The sequence below is a fragment of the Butyricicoccus sp. AF18-9LB genome, from assembly GCF_027684505.1.
In the GTDB taxonomy this organism is placed as follows: Bacteria; Bacillota; Clostridia; order Oscillospirales; family Butyricicoccaceae; genus Agathobaculum; species Agathobaculum butyriciproducens.
Map to the genome: position 1 here is coordinate 1 of NZ_JAQCWA010000002.1, position 15,988 is coordinate 15,988.

Sequence of the window (15,988 nt, forward strand, 5' to 3'; positions counted from 1 at the left end):
ACGCCTACATCTAAGCAGCAACGAAAGTTGCTGCTTTTTCTTTTGCATAAAATGCAGGAGAATCTTTTCTTTTTCCCGATTTTCCTGTACAATAGAACTATCGAAAAATTTTTCGCCTGCTGTCGAAAAATCCACTGTTTCGTCGGCAGACCGATCAACGGAGGGAGAAATGTTATGTCGATTCAGGAAAACTGCCGTGTTGTAGAAAATACACGGCTGGGCGAGGGTCTGTATCTGATGGTGCTGGACGCGCCGGAAATCGTTAAACTGACGCAGTGCGGCCAGTTCGTCCACATTGCATGCGGTGAGGGTCATCTGCTGCGCCGCCCGATTTCGATCTGCACCTGGCAGGGCAGCCATCTGCGCATTGTTTTTCAGGTGAAGGGCGACGGCACGAAGTGGCTGAGCGAACGCAAGGTCGGCGATGTGCTCGACGTGCTTGGACCGCTCGGACACGGCTTTGACGTACAGGCACTGGGTGACCGCCCAATCTTTATCGGCGGCGGCATTGGCGTACCGCCGATGCTTGGATGTGTTCGCACGGCAGTAGAAAAGGGTGCACAGCCTGCCGCAATCCTCGGTTTCCGCAACAAGGGTGCGGTGATCCTTGAGGGCGACTTCCGTGATGAATGCGAGACCTTTGTCACCACCGACGACGGCACCTACGCGCGTCACGGCTTTGTCACCGATGTGCTGAAGGAGCAGGTGGCAGCTGCGACCGGCGTGGCTGCCTGCGGTCCGAAGCCTATGCTGAAGGCGATTGCGGCGATTGCAAAGGAAGCCGGCGTGCCCTGTCAGGTTTCGATGGAGGAGCGCATGGGCTGCGGCATCGGTGCCTGTCTGGTATGCGCGTGCGCGCTCAAGTCGGAAAACGGCGAAACCCGTTACGGTCATGTCTGCAAGGACGGTCCGGTGTTCAATGCTGAGGAGGTCGAGTGGTAATGGCAGATTTAAGAGTGAACTTTTGCGGTGTTGAGCTGAAAAACCCGATCACGACCGCATCCGGCACCTTTGGTTTCGGCCATGAGTACGGCGAATTTTTCGACCTGTCCCAGCTTGGCGGCATCGGCGTGAAGGGTCTGACACCGACCGAGCGTCTCGGCAATCCGGCGCCGCGCATCGCGGAGACCCCGCAGGGTATTCTCAACTGTGTCGGTCTGCAGAACCCGGGCATTGACCGTTTCATCGAGGAGCAGATTCCGTTCCTGCGCCGGTACGACACCAAAATCATCGCCAACGTCTCCGGCAACACGGTCGAGGAGTACGAGGGCATGGTCGAGAAGATTTCGGACGCGGATGTTGACCTCATCGAGATGAACATCTCCTGCCCAAACGTAAAATGCGGCGGCATGGCATTCGGCACCCAGCCGAAGATGGTCGAGGAGGTTGTTTCGGCAGCCAAGGCCAAGGCGAAGAAGCCGCTGATTGTCAAGCTGTCCCCGAATGTCACCGATATTGCGGAGATTGCACGCGCGGCGGAGTCCGCAGGTGCGGACGCGCTTTCGCTCATCAATACACTGCTCGGTATGCGCATTGATATCGAAAAGCGCAAGCCGATCCTGTCCAACGTAATGGGCGGTCTGTCCGGTCCGGCAGTGTTCCCGGTTGCGGTTCGCATGGTATATCAGGTGCGTAAGGCGGTTTCCGTGCCGATTCTCGGCATGGGCGGCATCCGAACCGGACGTGATATTGTCGAAATGATGCTTGCGGGCGCAGACGCGGTTGCCATGGGTACGGTGATGTTCAACGACCCGACCGCTCCGGTCAAGGCGCTTGCCGAGCTGAACGAGTGGCTGGATGCACACGGCGTGAAGTCTGTCACCGAGCTGTCCGGCGCGGTTGAGGTAGGCTGATGAGAACCACGGTCTACATCATCCGTCACGCTGAGGCAGAGGGCAATGTATACCGCCGGTGTCATGGTCAGTACAACGCGCTGCTGACCACGCGGGCGTACAAGCAGCTGCCGTATCTGGCAAAGCGGTTTGAGAATGTGCCGCTCGCGGCGGTTTACTCGTCCGACCTGTTCCGCGCACGCGTAACGGCGCAGGCTGTGGCGGAGCCGCACCATCTCTCGGTGGAGACCCGACCGGTGCTGCGCGAGATTGATATGGGAGACTGGGAGGACATTCCGTGGGCCGAGCTGCCGCACACATGGCCTGAGCAGTACGCGCTGTGGTGTGCCCGTCCGTGGGAAGCAGCGCCGCCGCACGGCGAGACGGTCATGCAGGCCGGTCAGCGCATGCTGGACGGCGTGCGCGCGATTGTGCGCGAAAATGAGGGCAAAGAGGTCGCAGTAGTGACGCACGGCAGTGCGATTCGCGGCATGCTGACGATTGCACACGGTTTTGCACCCGAACAGATGGGCGAAATCGGCTGGGGTGACAACACCTGTGTTGCCAAGCTGGAATTTGACGAAAACGGCAATATCGACGTGGTTTACGAGAATGATGCCTCGCATTTGCCGCAGGAATACTCCACGTTTGCGTCCATTGGCTGGACGAATACCAAGGGTATTCCGGCGTCGCCGCAGATCTGGTTTCGCCGCGCTGACCCAAAGAATCCACAGGATGTGGATAAAATTGTGGGATTCATGCGCGAGCTGCACAAGAATGCCTACGGCACGGATGCAAACCTCGATCCGGATGCGCTCATCCGCGATGTAGAGCGGGCACAGAAGGTTTCGCCGCGGGCGTGTACCTTCGGCTGTCTGGAAGGCGGGGAAGAGACCGCGCTCGTTTACCTGAAAACCTGGTGGGAGGAGCAGCCGGAGATCGGTCTGGTCGGCGGCTTCTGCATTGCCGGTGACTACCGCGGCTGCGGTCTGAGCGGACAGATTCTCGGTCAGGCCATCAGCGTGTACCGTGCGCTCGGCAAGCGCGAGCTGTGTGCTCGTGTTGCCGAGAAAAACATGCGTGCACAGGGTTTTTATCATAAATTCGGTTTTCTGCAGCGCGGCGAGTACCGCGATGAGAACGGACTGCATTATCAGATGATAAAGCCGATTTCGGTCGAATAAATAGGAAAAGCGCTCTGTTTTTGGCAGAGCGCTTTTGATTTTACAGCTTGAGCAGAACCGCACTGTATCGCGGCAGTGCAACCGTACACAGATCATCCTTGCGGGAGACGGCAAGTGTCTCTCCGGTGCCGCCGAACTCTGCGGCATTGCTGTCAAGCAGAATCGTAAACTTCGGCAGGGAAGCGGTAAATTTCTGTTCGCTGTCCGCGAAATTGCACAGGGCGAGCAGCGTTTCTCCATTTGCGCGGCGCTCCATGCCGAATACGCAGGGGGCATCCGCATGATTTTTTGCCCACCGGAAATTATCCGGCGCATAATCTGCGTGCAGCGCGGGATTCTCCACATAAGTTTTACACAGGCTGTGGAAAAAACGGTGGAACGGACGCTCGGCCAGTGCCCAGTCCAGCGTACCGGCTTCGCTCCATTCGTACAGCTGACCCAGCTCGTTACCCATGAAATTCAGCTTTTTACCCGGATGTGTGAACATATAGAGGTACATCACGCGCGCCTGCGCATACTTGTCGCATTCGTCCGCGCCCCACATTTTCTGCACGATTGCCGCCTTGCCGTGCACAACCTCGTCGTGCGAGAGCGGCAGCAGATAGTGCTCGTTGAAAAAATAGTGCATCGACCAGAGAAGCTTGCCATGATCGCGCGGACGCAGATCCGGCTGGGTCTGACAGAACTCGAGCGTGTCGTGCATCCAGCCGAGATCCCACTTGTAGTCGAAGCCCAAGCCGCCCTCGTCCACCGGACGGGTGACACCGGGATAGGCAGTCGAGTCCTCAGCGATGAGGAGAGCCGAGGGATGGCGGGCTTTGAGACCGCGGTTCATATTTTTAAGGAAGTCGAGCGTGTCGCCGTTGACGCCGCGTGCGGGATCGCCCTGCCAGTAGATCAGGCGCGAGACCGCATCCATGCGCAGACCGTCAAAATGAAACTCAGTGAGCCAGTAATCGGCTGCAGACTGCAGAAAACAGCGTACTTCCCGTCTGGAATGAATGAAATTGTAACTGCCCCATTCGCTTTCACCGACCGCGCTGTGCGGGTACTCGTACAGGTGCGTGCCGTCGTATTTCGCCAGACCGTAGGAGTCCACGGCAAAGTGTACCGGTACAAAATCCATGATCGCACCGATACCGGCATGATGCAGCTTGTCAATCAGCAGTTTCAGCTGCGCCGGCGTGCCGTAGCGCGAGGTCGGGGCAAAAAATCCGGTGTTCTGGTAGCCCCAGGAGCCGTCAAACGGGTGCTCGGACAGCGGCAGAAACTCCACATGCGTGTAGCCGTTTTCCTGCAGATAGGGAATCAATCGGCGGGCGATTTCATCGTAGGTGTACCAGCCGTTCGCGTCGTCCGGATTGCGCATCCACGAGCCGAGGTGCATCTCGTAGATGCTCAGCGGTGCGTCCGGCGAAGCCGTGCGGTCAGCCATCCACGCCTCGTCTGTGAAGCGGTACTCGTCAAGGTCGGTGATAATCGAGCAGCAGGCAGGCCGCAGCTCCATGGCAAAGCCGTAGGGATCGCAGTGCTCGGTGACAGAGCCGTCCGGGCCGTAGATGCGGTATTTGTAAAACTGGCCTGCGCAGGCGTCCGGCACAGAGACCGACCAGAAGCCGCTGCGGCCGTCCTGTACCAGATCGGTTTCGGTCCAGCCGTTGCACGCGCCGGTCAGCGTAATGCGGTTGGCATTGGGTGCAAATGTACGGAAAACGACAGCGTTTTGCTCTATGTGAGCGCCAAACCAGCGGTAGGCGTCGAAAATTTCTCCTGTGAAGAATTGGTGCTGATTCATGGAAGCACTTCCTTTCTTTTCCCCTAACGGGGGATGGTCGCTTGCGAAGTGAAAGAACTGCGGCGGTTTCGCCGGGGAAACCAAAAGGGTAGACACCTACGGTTTCTACCCTCTTGGGACTCCCGTTTCCCTTGGGGATAGCACGGCGAAAATTAGTGAACTGAGACTATAAGGACGCGACAGAGGATTTTCTCTACCGCAGGACGTGCTTTGCGCGTCCATGTATCCGTATATTCGCAGGGTCAGATACCGTTCTGCTACACATGTGGTATAATCAACGCAGAGTGCGGCATGACAGTGCCGCACAAATTATTAACGTGTTATACCGGAAGGCATCTGCGAATTTAGGTGTTGGTACAGTTTATCTTCGTAGGTGCCGTCCGTCATATTCAGACGAACGAATTGCGCGACACTGTTATCCCCCAGGGGACCTTCTCTTGCCCTTCGGGCAATTCACCTTGTGCCCCCGCCGGACAGGCGACACCACCGCTGGAGTCAGCGGAACTGGCATATTCATACATCCAGTATAGAATACATCCACGTTAAACGCAACCGTCAAAACTGTACAAAGTGTCCGTTAAATAAAAATGAACCGGCCCGCCGCTTTGCGGCTCTTATACTCGGGTGCGTCGAAGGACGCGGATTTCACTGAAAATAAAATGAACCGAGTCCAAACTGGCTGCTCTTATATACAGACGCACCCAGGGAAAGGATAGAAAGTTATGAACGATAAAGAGCTTGTCAGTCGCATGCAGCACGGCGATATGCAGGCGTTCGATGAGCTGTACGAGCGCTACAAGGACGATGCATACCGCCTTGCGTGCCTGATCACCGGCAGCAGGACGGACGGCGAGGATCTGGCGCAGGAGGCCTTTGTCACCTGTGCGCAGTCCATCAAATCGCTGCGGGACGGCAGCAAATTCCGGCCGTGGCTGCTCAAAACGCTTTCCCGCGCGGCATGGAAGTACTGCCGCAAAGCCAAACGGGAAACGCCGGTCTCAGAGTTTTTTGACGCAGGCGAGAGTGAAAGCGCACTGTCCGCCGTGCTGCGGACGGATGAGCAGCGCCGCCTGTATGCCGCACTCGATACGCTGGACGAAAAACGTCGCGTGACCGTGGTGCTGTATTACTTCGATGATCGCTCGGTGCGCGAGATCGCGCAGGCGACCGGTGTGACCGAGGGAACGGTGAAATCCCGCCTTTTTTCCGCTCGCCGTCATCTGCGGCAGGCGCTGACCGAAGAACGGAAGCCGAAGGAGGCTGCAAATCATGGATGAAATCAAAATGGAACGTGAAATCAAGGAAATGCTGCATCAGTGTGCAGATGAGCTGCATGCACCGGATTCGATGCAGACGCGCGTCAAATTCGCACTGAACAATGCACCGGCACGCAAGCGTCATCTGTGGAGCAAACGCTTTGTGGCGGTTGCCGCAGTCGCTGCTATAGCAGTGACCGGCGCATTTGCGGCAGGCGGCATGGGCGGCATTTTCAGTGAGGGCTGGTCTGACCAGCGGCTGGATCTGTCGAGCACGCAGGCGCATCTGGCTGATGCCGGTGTAGCGCTCACGCTGCCGGACAAGATTGGCGAGTACGCGTTCAGCTACGGTTCTGATGTGGATACCACGGCGCAGAACGACATGGGCGAGACCGAAAAAGTCAGCGAGGTGGACGCGACCTACACGAAGGATGGCGCGGAGCTGAATCTGTCCGCGCACAAGAGCTACACCGTGTTCACCGAGGACGAGATGGAGAATCCGGTTCCGGCAACGACTGCCGAGGTAAACGGCGTTACGCTGACCTATCGCGATGCGCACTACCGCTTCGTACCGGACGACTACGAGAAGTCTGACGAGGAAAAGCAGCAGGAGAAGAACGGCGAACTCGTTATCAGCTATTATGGCTCGGACGAGGTGGAGGATAAGATGTTCCAGTCCGTACTCTGGGAGCAGGACGGCGTGACCTACCTTATCAGCGGCTTTGATACCGGTCTGGATGCACAGACCATGTTCGATATGGCAGCTGAGCTTGTAAAGTAAATCACAGCAGACGAAATTTCACGAAAAAAGCATCGGAAACGCAGTTTCCGATGCTTTTTTATGCTTAGAGAGATGGTTTACTCCACCGAAATGATGTAGTAGTAAACCGGCTGACCGCCGTTGATGACGTTGATCTCCATCTCCTTATTTTCCTTGTGCAGCAGGTTCTCGACCTCAGCGGCCTGCTCCTCGGTAACGCCCTCGCCGAAGATAACGGTTGCAAACGCGCTGTCGTCGGATACCATCTCGCGCGCCAGCTTCTTGATGACCGAGGTTTCCTTGCCGTTGGCGCACAGCTTGCCCTCGCACAGAGAGAGATACTCGCCCTGCTTGATCTTCTTGCCGTCAAACTCGCTGTCGCGGGCCGCATACGTCACCTGACCGCTGCGGACGTGCTTTGCCGCGTCCAGCATGGCAAGCGCCAGCTCGCTGTCCTGCTCAGCTTCCGGATCGACTGCCAGCATGGCCGAAATGCCCTGCGGGATGGTTTTGGTCGGCACGACGATCACCTTTTTCTTCTCGGAGAGATGAACCGCCTGCTCGGCAGCCATGATGATGTTCTTGTTGTTCGGCAGCACGAAAACGATCTCTGCCGGAACGGCATCGACAGCATGCAGAATATCGTCGGTGGACGGGTTCATGGTCTGACCGCCCTGCACGACAACGTCCGCGCCGAGGTCGGTAAACAGGGTTTTGAGACCCTCACCGGCAGCAACGGCTACAAAGCCAAACTTCTTCTCTGCCGGAACGATCACGCGCTCCTTGGGCGCGTCTGCCGTGCCCTCGATTACCTTGGCGGTGTGCTGCTCGCGCATGTTTTCGATCTTAACGGTCAGCAGCGGACCGAATTTCAGACCCTCCTCGAGCGCCTTGTTCGGCTGGTCGGTGTGAACGTGTACCTTGACGATATCATCATCCTCGACAACAACCAGCGAATCGCCGATTTCGTTCAGGATAGAGCGCAGACGGGCAACATTGCGCGCCTTGTCCTTGCGGGATGCGATGAACTCGGTGCAGTAGGTGAAGGTGATGTCCTCGTCGTTGATCGCAGCGAAGTCTGCGGTGGACTTGGTCGGCTCTGCCGCAACAGCACGTTCCTTGTGGATGCCGCGCAGCGCGTCCAGCATGCCCTCGAAGATGGTGATAAAGCCGAAGCCGCCGGCGTCAACCACGCCTGCCTTTTCAAGCACCGGATTCTGGTGAACGGTCTCCTCGAGTGCGGTGTGGCCCTGCTCGAGGATCGCTGCCAGAACCTGCTCTGCGGTGAGCGTCGGCTCGGCCTGACACAGCTCGACCGCGTGCTGTGCTGCAACGCGCGATACGGTCAGGATGGTGCCCTCAGCGGGCTTCATAACCGCCTTGTAGGCGGTGTCTACGCCTTCGCGCAGCGCAAGCGCGAGTGTGCGGCCGTCAGCCTCCTCGGTCTCGCGCAGCTTTTTCGCCATGCCGCGGAACAGCAGCGACAGGATAACACCCGAGTTGCCGCGCGCGCCGCGCAGCAGCGCGGAAGCGGTCGCATCCGCCGCTTTGGCGAGGGTCGGCTCAGCGAGCTTTTCCATCTCAGCCATCGCGGAACCCATCGTCATGGACATATTCGTGCCAGTATCGCCGTCCGGCACCGGGAATACGTTCAGTTCGTTTGCCTGTTCCTTCTTTTCGGCAATGGCGAGTGCGCCCTCGATCACCATGGACCGGTACAGCGCACCGTTGATTTTCTGATCTGCCATTTAATTTAATCTCTCCCTAAAAGTAACCGCGCAGTTGCGCGTAATAAGATTTCGGTTTGCTTGCAAACCGTAACCGCATAGCAGGATTTCCTTAGGGCAATCCGAGCCATTGGTCCCGTCCGCAGACGTCCGCGGTTGTACCGCGGTATTCAAACAGCGGCGTTATGCCGCAACAAAACCCGCGACATGAGCGTGGGTTTTGTTACTCCGACTCAGCGCCCTTGGGGCGCGTCGTTCGGGTATCGGAAGTCAGTTTCTACGGAACTGATTTCCGTATATAGGGGACTTGCGAAGTCCCCTATAGGTGTCAGTCCGCCTTAATACTCTCTACATAGATATCGACGTTCTTCACGTCCACACCGGTCAGACGCTCAACATTGTAGCGTACCTCGCCGATGATAGAGCGGCAGACGGTGGCAATATTCACACCGTGCTCGACTGCAATGTGCAGGTCGATGTTGACACCGCCGTCCACAGCCTCGGTGACCTTTACGCCGCGCGACTGGTTTTCCAGTCCGAGCAGGTGCGCCAGTCCGTCCGACATGGAGCGGATGGTCATGCCTTTGACACCGAAGCAGGAGGATGCTGCGTAACCGGCAATGCCGGCCAGCACCTCGTTGGTAATGTCGATATATCCGAGATCGGTCTTGATGGTCATATAAAAACCTCCCTGCGAGTTAGGGGTGCAGAATGCGGGTCCCCTTGCAATAATCAATACTTTTGCTGTTTATATGATATAACAAAATCATGTAAAATACAAGCAATGCGGTGATGAAACTGCGTTACTTTTTCAACACGGCGGCAGAAAACCGGATAAATTGAAGAATAGTGTCGATTAACGCGGAAAATTCGTGCAGGTTAATACAAACAAATGTTTGCTTATTGCAGCGGATTGCGGTATAATAAGGATAAAATTACGAACGTATGTTCCGACGGAAACAGCAAGGAGTGCCGAAAATGAAGAAGATTTCCGCCAAACAACAGCAGATACTGGATTATATAAGCAGTTATTCCCTTGAACACGGCTATCCGCCTTCGGTGCGCGAGATTGGTGCAGAGATGGGACTGCGGTCGCCGTCCACCGTGCATGCGCACCTGAAAAAGCTGCAGGAGGCCGGTTATCTGGAGCCGAATGAGCATAAATCGCGTGCGCTGACGCCGGTCAGCGGCCCTTCCATGGTGCCGCGCGTGCCGATTCTGGGCCGCGTCACCGCCGGTATGCCGATCCTCGCGGTGGAGGAGTATATCGGCTATGTGCCGTTCGAGCCGGCAGCGGGCGGCGGCGAGTATTACGCGCTGCGCATTCGCGGCGATTCGATGATCGGCGTGGGCATTATGGATGATGATCTGGTCATTATCCGGCAGGATGTGCAGGCGCGCAACGGCGACATCGTAATCGCGCTGCTCGAGGATGAGGCCACCTGCAAGACGCTCAACATCACGCCGGACGGTGTATGGCTCATGCCGGAGAATCCGGCGTATCCGCCGATCAACGGCACCGGGTGCCAGATTTTAGGCGTGGTGAAGGCGGTTTACCGCGAGTATTAAGAGCAGCCTTTTTCAGCATCGGCTGAGCGAGGAGTGCGCTGACGCCGCGCGGGCGCACAAGAGGGTAGACAACCTACGGTTTTCCACCCTCTTGTGAATCACCCCTTTCCCCTTGGAGGGTCTGGCGCAGATTGCCGACATGTGACCGCTCCGAAAAAAGGGAACGGCAGAGGAGTTTTTCTACCGTAGGGGAGCACAGTGTGCTCCCATGTCGAGACATATTCGCAGTGTCGGATACTGTTCTGCTACACAGGCGGTTTACTCTGCGCAGGGCGCGACATACCCGTGTCGCGCAACTCTTTAACGCGTTATACCGCGTGGCACCTGCGAATTAGGCGATTGGTACAATTTATCTTCGTAGGTGCTGTCTATCATAACGCGCTCACGAATTGCGCGGCACTGTTATGCCGCGCTTGCGTGGATTTAACCGTATGTGTAGCAGTCGGGTATCTGACCCTGCGAACAGGTTTCGAAAGACACGGAAGAAAAAATCCTCTGTCGTACTCTTATTTTCGAAGCTGTCGCCGGTCTCTGGTCTGCGTCAGGCTATCAAATAAGGGAAAGGTAGGAGTCCAAAGAGGAAGGGCACTCATTTAATCCGCGCACGGCGCGGGAACAATGTTTAGCAGCCTACGGGCAAACCGCAGGCGTCCCTTCCTTTTTGTCCCCGCCGCGGACGCGGCAGTCTCCCGCGCTCCGCAGAGCGCAGCTCCTTCGCTGAGGTTCAGCGAAAAACGCTCCGCCCGTTAGGGCGAACCGCCTGCGCGGTTCGTGCGCCCCGGTCAATCGGTGCAGAAAAAGGGTGCCGCCCAGAATGGTCGAACCGCCTGCGCGGTTCGTGCGCCCCGTAAAGCGGGTGCTTTGTAAATCAAAATTCCCAAAGGAGAGTCCACATGCCATCGGTTGATGACAGCATCCAGTTCGTCAGGGGCATCGGCCCGAAAAAGGCGAAGCTGCTCGAAAAACTGCATATACGCACGCTGCGTGACGCGCTCGAGACCTACCCGCGCGACTATGAGGACCGCACCCACATCACGCCGATTGCGGAAATCGACATGGAGGACAAGTATGCTGTGCGCGCTGTGGTCGGCACCGAACCCAAGGTCAACCGTATCCGCAAGGGCCTGACGTTGGTCAAGTGTACGATTTACGATGAAACCGGCACGCTGAACGTCACCTATTTCAACAATCCGTATGCTGCGGCGCAGCTCCATGTGGGACAGGAGTATGTGTTCTACGGCAAGGTACAGGGCTATGGACGCGGCCGCACAATGGTTTCCCCGCAGTCCGAGAAGGTCGCACCGGACGCCGACCACCCGGGACGCATCGTGCCGGTCTATCCGCTGACAGCGGGACTGACCCAGCGCGATCTTGAGCGTGTAACCGCTGCCGCGCTCGACACGCTGACCGGTGAATGGCCCGATCCGCTGCCCGAACTTTTGCAGGCGAAATACCGCCTGTCGGACGCAGTAGACGCACTTTCTGCAATTCACCGACCGAAAACCAAGGACGATGTGGCGCAGGCGCGCCGACGCATGGTATTCGAGGAGCTGTTTTTGCTCTGCTGCGGCCTGCAGCAGCTGAAGGAGCGTCGAAAGGCGGATTCCGGCATTGTTTTCACCTCAAATGGATTGGATTCGTTCTTTGAAGCCCTGCCGTTTACGCCGACCGGTGCACAGCGGCGTGCGATTATGGAGATTGCGGCAGACTGCGCCTCCGGACGGCCGATGAACCGGCTGGTGCAGGGCGATGTCGGCTCGGGCAAGACAGTGGTAGCGGCCGGATTGTGTGCGCTGGCCGCGCAGAACGGCTGGCAGGCGGCTTTCATGGCGCCGACCGAAATCCTCGCTGCGCAGCACGCGGAGACGCTTGCACCCATGCTGGATAAGCTGGGCATCTCGTGCACGCTGCTTACCGGATCGATGACTGCCGCGCAGAAACGTGCGGCACTGGCCGCCATCGAGACCGGCGCGGCGCAGGTGGTCGTGGGCACACACGCGCTCATTCAACAGGGTGTGCAGTTTCATCGGTTGGGTGCCGTTATCGCGGATGAGCAGCACCGGTTCGGTGTGGCGCAGCGTGCCGCGCTGTCCGCGAAAGGCGGCTCGCCGCATGTGCTCGTCATGTCGGCTACGCCGATTCCGCGTACGCTCGCACTCATCATGTACGGCGATCTGGATGTGTCCGTGCTGGACGAGATCCCGCCCGGCAGAAGTCCGGTTGAGACCTACGCCGTGGGCGAAAACATGCGCAAGCGTATTACTGCCTTCATTGATAAGCAGGTCGGTCTTGGCGGACAGGCTTACGTTGTGTGTCCGCTTATCGAGGACAGCGAAAATGCGGAAACAAAGCTGAAAAGCGCGGAGCAGCATGCAAAAGACCTGCAGAAGCTGCTTCCGCACCGGCGCGTGGCTGTACTGCACGGACGCATGAAAAACGCGGAAAAAGATCAGATCATGCGCGATTTTGCAGCGCAGAAATACGATATTCTGGTCGCAACAACGGTTATCGAGGTCGGTGTGGACGTGCCGAACGCCAATCTGATGGTGGTCGAGGACGCAGACCGGTTCGGTCTGTCGCAGCTGCACCAGCTGCGCGGACGTGTCGGCCGCGGTACACGGCAGTCGTACTGCGTGTTCTTCGGCGCGGATAAGGGACAGGTCGCGCGGGAGCGCCTGCGCATCCTGTGCAAAACCGGCGACGGCTTCGAGGTCGCACGCGCAGACCTCGCACAGCGCGGTCCGGGTGACTTTTTCGGTCAGCGGCAGCACGGCCTGCCCGCACTGCACGTTGCGGATTTGGCGGCTGACCTTGCGCTCATGCAGAACGCCCGCGAGGAAGCAGAAGCGCTGCTGGCCGCCGACCCAACACTCGCCGGATATCCCATCCTGCTCGATCGTGTGCAGCGTATGTTCGCCGAACAAAATGATGAAGCGTTCAACTAAATAAAAACAGGAGAGAACCTCGGTTCTCTCCTGTTTCAGTCTGTCAATAAAGTCCGGTTTCGCGACAGTTATTTATACGGGTCGTCCGGCTTGAGGTAGCAGCATTTCTTATACTTCTTGCCGCTGCCGCACGGGCACGGATCATTCGGGCCCGGCTTCTTGCCGGCACGCTTGGGCTCTGCCTTGACGGAGCCGTCGGTTGCGCCTGCTGCGCCGGTCTCCTTGGCTACCTGCTCACGCTTGGGTTCCTCACGGGTGCGAACCTGTGCAAGGAAAATCATGCGGACGGTATCCTCACGGATGGAATCGATCATCGCGTCGAACATATCAAAGCCCTCGCGCTTATACTCGACCACCGGATCGTACTGACCGTATGCACGCAGGCCGATGCCGTTGCGCAGCTCGGTCATAGCGTCGATGTGGTCCATCCACTTGCTGTCTACGTTCTTGAGCAGTACAACGCGCTCCAGCTCACGCATGATGGGCGAGCCAAGGGCCTGCTCCTTAGCGTCATAAACCTTGTGCGCCTGATCTGCCAGAATGTTGGTCAGCTGGTCAGCGGTCAGATCGTCGCACTCCTCGGGCGTGAAGGTGCAGTCCTCCGGACGCAGGAATACGCCGATGAACGGACGGCGCGCCTGTTCAACCATTTCGGTCGAAATCAGGCTGTGTTCGCCGATGGCAGCATGCACCGCACGGGCGATGGTCTCGTCGATCATCTTGACGATGTTGTCCTTAACGTCCTTGCCCTCGAGCACCTGCAGACGCTGTGCGTAGATGGTCTGACGCTGGGTGTTCAGCACATCGTCATACTCAAGGACGTGCTTACGAACGCCGAAGTTGCGGGATTCGATCTTCTTCTGAGCATTTTCGATCGCGCCGGACAGAATCTTCTGATCGATCGGCTCATCATCGGCAATGCCGAGGGTGTCCATCATGTTCTGGATACGCTCGGAGCCGAACAGACGCATGAGGTCATCCTCCAGCGAAATGTAGAAGCTGGATTCGCCGGGGTCGCCCTGACGACCGGCACGGCCGCGCAGCTGGTTGTCGATTCGGCGGGATTCATGACGCTCGGTGCCGAGGATATACAGACCGCCTGCCGCACGAACCTTTTCGGCTGCCGCGTCGGTCTCGGTCTTGAACTTGCTGTACAGTTCCTCAAACTTGGCACGGATAGCCAGAACCTCCTGATCGTCGGTGTCGGCATGGCCGTTTGCCTCGTAGATCATGTGGTCGATGTAGTCGTGCGCAACGCGCTCGTCCATCTCGCCCTTCTGCACACGGTCCTCGACCTCGTGACGGAGATACTTCTTAATTTCATCCAGCGCCATGGTCTCGGCGTTGCCGCCGAGCATGATATCGGTACCACGGCCTGCCATGTTGGTTGCAATGGTAACTGCGCCCGGCTTGCCGGCCTGTGCAACGATCTCTGCCTCGCGCTCGTGATACTTTGCGTTCAGGACGGTGTGCTTGATGCCCTTGGCCTTCAGGATCTTGCTCAGTTCCTCAGACTTTTCGATGGAAACCGTGCCGACCAGAATCGGCTGACCCTTTGCGTGGCACTGCTCAATGCGGGCAATGGTCGCCATGATCTTGCCGCGCTCGTTCTTATAAACCGCATCCGGATTGTCCTTACGGGCGATCGGCTTGTTGGTCGGGATTTCGATAACGTCCAGCTGATAGGTGTGGCGGAACTCCTCCTCCTCGGTCAGCGCGGTACCGGTCATGCCGGACAGCTTACCGTACAGACGGAAGTAGTTCTGGAAGGTGATGGTTGCCAGCGTCTTGCTCTCGTGCTCGACCTTTACGCCTTCCTTGGCCTCGATCGCCTGATGCAGACCCTCATTGTAGCGGCGGCCGAACATCAGACGGCCGGTAAACTCATCAACAATGATGACCTGACCGTCACGGACAACGTAATCTACATCGCGCTGCATAACGCCGCGTGCCTTGATGGCCTGGTTGATGTGGTGCTGCAGCGTGGTATTCGCGGGGTCGGACAGGTTTTCTACCTTAAAGTAAGCCTCGGCGCGCTTCTGACCGTGGGGGGTCAGCGTCGCGGTCTTTGCCTTTTCATCGACGATGTAATCGGCATCGATGTCGTCCTGCTCCTCCTTGGCATCCACTTCCTTGACGCGCAGGCAGGAAAGCTGAGCGGCAAAGCGGTCCGCGATCTCGTACAGCTGAGAGGACTTCTCGCCCTGACCGGAGATGATCAGCGGGGTACGCGCCTCATCAATCAGGATGGAGTCAACCTCATCGACGATGGCGAACGCATGGTCACGCTGAACCATTGCATTTTTGTAGATTGCCATGTTGTCGCGCAGGTAGTCGAAACCGAACTCGTTGTTCGTGCCGTAGGTAATGTCAGCGGCGTACATCGCCTTGCGGGCCTGCGGCGGGACCTCGTGAATGACAAGGCCAACCTTGAGGCCGAGGAAGCGGTATACCTTGCCCATCCACTCACTGTCTCGCTTGGCGAGGTAGTCGTTGACGGTGACAATGTGTACGCCCTTGCCGGTCAGTGCGTTCAGATAAGCGGGAAGGGTAGCCACAAGGGTCTTGCCTTCACCGGTCTTCATCTCTGCGATACGGCCCTGATGCAGGACGATACCGCCGATGACCTGTACACGGTAATGACGCATACCGAGTACGCGCCATGCGGCTTCACGGCAGGTGGCAAATGCCTCCGGCAAAAGCTGGTCGAGCGTTTCGCCGTTCTGGTAGCGCTGCTTGAATTCGTCTGTCTTGGCGCGCAGCTCGTCGTCGGTCAGCTTTTTGAACTGATCTTCGAGTGCGTCCACTTTATCCGCAATGGGGTAGATCTTTTTCAGCTCGTGCGACGAGTGCGTGCCGAAAATTTTGGTCAAAAAATTAGCCATTACTTTTCTTCAGCCTTTCAAAAGGGCGCAATAGC

At 57.6% G+C, this 15,988-nt stretch carries 10 protein-coding genes and 1 pseudogene; 7 read left to right on the forward strand and 4 right to left on the reverse strand.

All coding sequences use genetic code 11. The features are described 5' to 3' along the window. Positions 1–174: 174 nt before the first annotated feature. Genes PGY33_RS01945 through PGY33_RS01955 form a run of 3 tightly spaced genes read left to right on the forward strand, consistent with a single transcriptional unit; the run spans position 175 to position 3,016 of the window. On the forward strand, positions 175–942 hold the full coding sequence (locus PGY33_RS01945; RefSeq protein WP_118753434.1) for a dihydroorotate dehydrogenase electron transfer subunit: 768 nt from the start codon (positions 175–177) through the stop codon (positions 940–942). Continuing rightward, a complete protein-coding gene (locus PGY33_RS01950) occupies positions 942–1,853 on the forward strand; it encodes a dihydroorotate dehydrogenase (protein WP_110435524.1) in 912 nt (303 codons plus the stop codon). Before PGY33_RS01945 ends, PGY33_RS01950 begins: the two co-directional genes overlap by 1 nt. Continuing rightward, positions 1,853–3,016, forward strand: a complete 1,164-nt coding sequence (locus PGY33_RS01955) for a bifunctional histidine phosphatase family protein/GNAT family N-acetyltransferase (protein ID WP_118753435.1) — start codon at positions 1,853–1,855, stop codon at positions 3,014–3,016. The genes PGY33_RS01950 and PGY33_RS01955 overlap by 1 nt, the downstream gene beginning before the upstream one ends. 40 nt (positions 3,017–3,056) lie before the next feature. Here PGY33_RS01955 and glgB read toward each other — a convergent pair whose 3' ends face one another. Continuing rightward, positions 3,057–4,811 carry a 1,4-alpha-glucan branching protein GlgB gene (gene glgB / locus PGY33_RS01960; RefSeq protein ID WP_270384221.1) on the reverse strand — a complete coding sequence of 585 codons (1,755 nt, stop codon included), beginning with the start codon at positions 4,809–4,811 and terminating at the stop codon, positions 3,057–3,059. A 722-nt stretch (positions 4,812–5,533) separates the two neighbouring features. Between glgB and PGY33_RS01965 the strand changes: the two genes are divergently transcribed. After that, a complete protein-coding gene (locus PGY33_RS01965; RefSeq protein ID WP_110435521.1) occupies positions 5,534–6,088 on the forward strand; it encodes an RNA polymerase sigma factor in 555 nt (184 codons plus the stop codon). After that, positions 6,081–6,848, forward strand: coding sequence for a hypothetical protein (locus PGY33_RS01970; RefSeq protein ID WP_270477083.1), 768 nt, complete (start codon positions 6,081–6,083; stop codon positions 6,846–6,848). The genes PGY33_RS01965 and PGY33_RS01970 overlap by 8 nt, the downstream gene beginning before the upstream one ends. 77 nt (positions 6,849–6,925) lie before the next feature. Here PGY33_RS01970 and PGY33_RS01975 read toward each other — a convergent pair whose 3' ends face one another. Further along, positions 6,926–8,575: a DAK2 domain-containing protein gene (locus tag PGY33_RS01975; protein WP_270477084.1), complete on the reverse strand. Its 1,650-nt coding sequence runs from the start codon at positions 8,573–8,575 to the stop codon at positions 6,926–6,928. Positions 8,576–8,882: 307 nt separating this feature from the next. Continuing rightward, positions 8,883–9,233 carry an Asp23/Gls24 family envelope stress response protein gene (locus PGY33_RS01980; RefSeq protein ID WP_118360094.1) on the reverse strand — a complete coding sequence of 117 codons (351 nt, stop codon included), beginning with the start codon at positions 9,231–9,233 and terminating at the stop codon, positions 8,883–8,885. A 299-nt stretch (positions 9,234–9,532) separates the two neighbouring features. Between PGY33_RS01980 and lexA the strand changes: the two genes are divergently transcribed. Both lexA and recG read left to right on the forward strand, forming a co-directional pair. Continuing rightward, complete coding sequence (lexA, locus tag PGY33_RS01985; protein ID WP_118753439.1) at positions 9,533–10,123, forward strand: transcriptional repressor LexA; 591 nt, start codon at positions 9,533–9,535, stop codon at positions 10,121–10,123. 890 nt (positions 10,124–11,013) lie between these two features. Then, positions 11,014–13,068 (forward strand): annotated as a pseudogene (gene recG / locus PGY33_RS01990) (ATP-dependent DNA helicase RecG); the annotation flags it as partial. A gap of 68 nt (positions 13,069–13,136) precedes the next feature. On the opposite strand, the gene secA reads toward recG, so the two are convergent. Further along, a complete protein-coding gene (secA, locus tag PGY33_RS01995; RefSeq protein WP_118753441.1) occupies positions 13,137–15,953 on the reverse strand; it encodes a preprotein translocase subunit SecA in 2,817 nt (938 codons plus the stop codon). Between the last annotated feature and the right edge of the window lie 35 nt (positions 15,954–15,988).

Excerpts from the sequence above, each read along its gene's own strand:
- PGY33_RS01945 (WP_118753434.1), top strand. The coding sequence starts at position 175 with ATGTCGATTCAGGAAAACTGCCGTGTTGTAGAAAATACACGGCTGGGC.
- PGY33_RS01950 (WP_110435524.1), top strand. The coding sequence starts at position 942 with ATGGCAGATTTAAGAGTGAACTTTTGCGGTGTTGAGCTGAAAAACCCG.
- PGY33_RS01955 (WP_118753435.1), top strand. The coding sequence starts at position 1,853 with ATGAGAACCACGGTCTACATCATCCGTCACGCTGAGGCAGAGGGCAAT.
- glgB (WP_270384221.1), bottom strand. The coding sequence starts at position 4,811 with ATGAATCAGCACCAATTCTTCACAGGAGAAATTTTCGACGCCTACCGC.
- PGY33_RS01965 (WP_110435521.1), top strand. The coding sequence starts at position 5,534 with ATGAACGATAAAGAGCTTGTCAGTCGCATGCAGCACGGCGATATGCAG.
- PGY33_RS01970 (WP_270477083.1), top strand. The coding sequence starts at position 6,081 with ATGGATGAAATCAAAATGGAACGTGAAATCAAGGAAATGCTGCATCAG.
- PGY33_RS01975 (WP_270477084.1), bottom strand. The coding sequence starts at position 8,575 with ATGGCAGATCAGAAAATCAACGGTGCGCTGTACCGGTCCATGGTGATC.
- PGY33_RS01980 (WP_118360094.1), bottom strand. The coding sequence starts at position 9,233 with ATGACCATCAAGACCGATCTCGGATATATCGACATTACCAACGAGGTG.
- lexA (WP_118753439.1), top strand. The coding sequence starts at position 9,533 with ATGAAGAAGATTTCCGCCAAACAACAGCAGATACTGGATTATATAAGC.
- secA (WP_118753441.1), bottom strand. The coding sequence starts at position 15,953 with ATGGCTAATTTTTTGACCAAAATTTTCGGCACGCACTCGTCGCACGAG.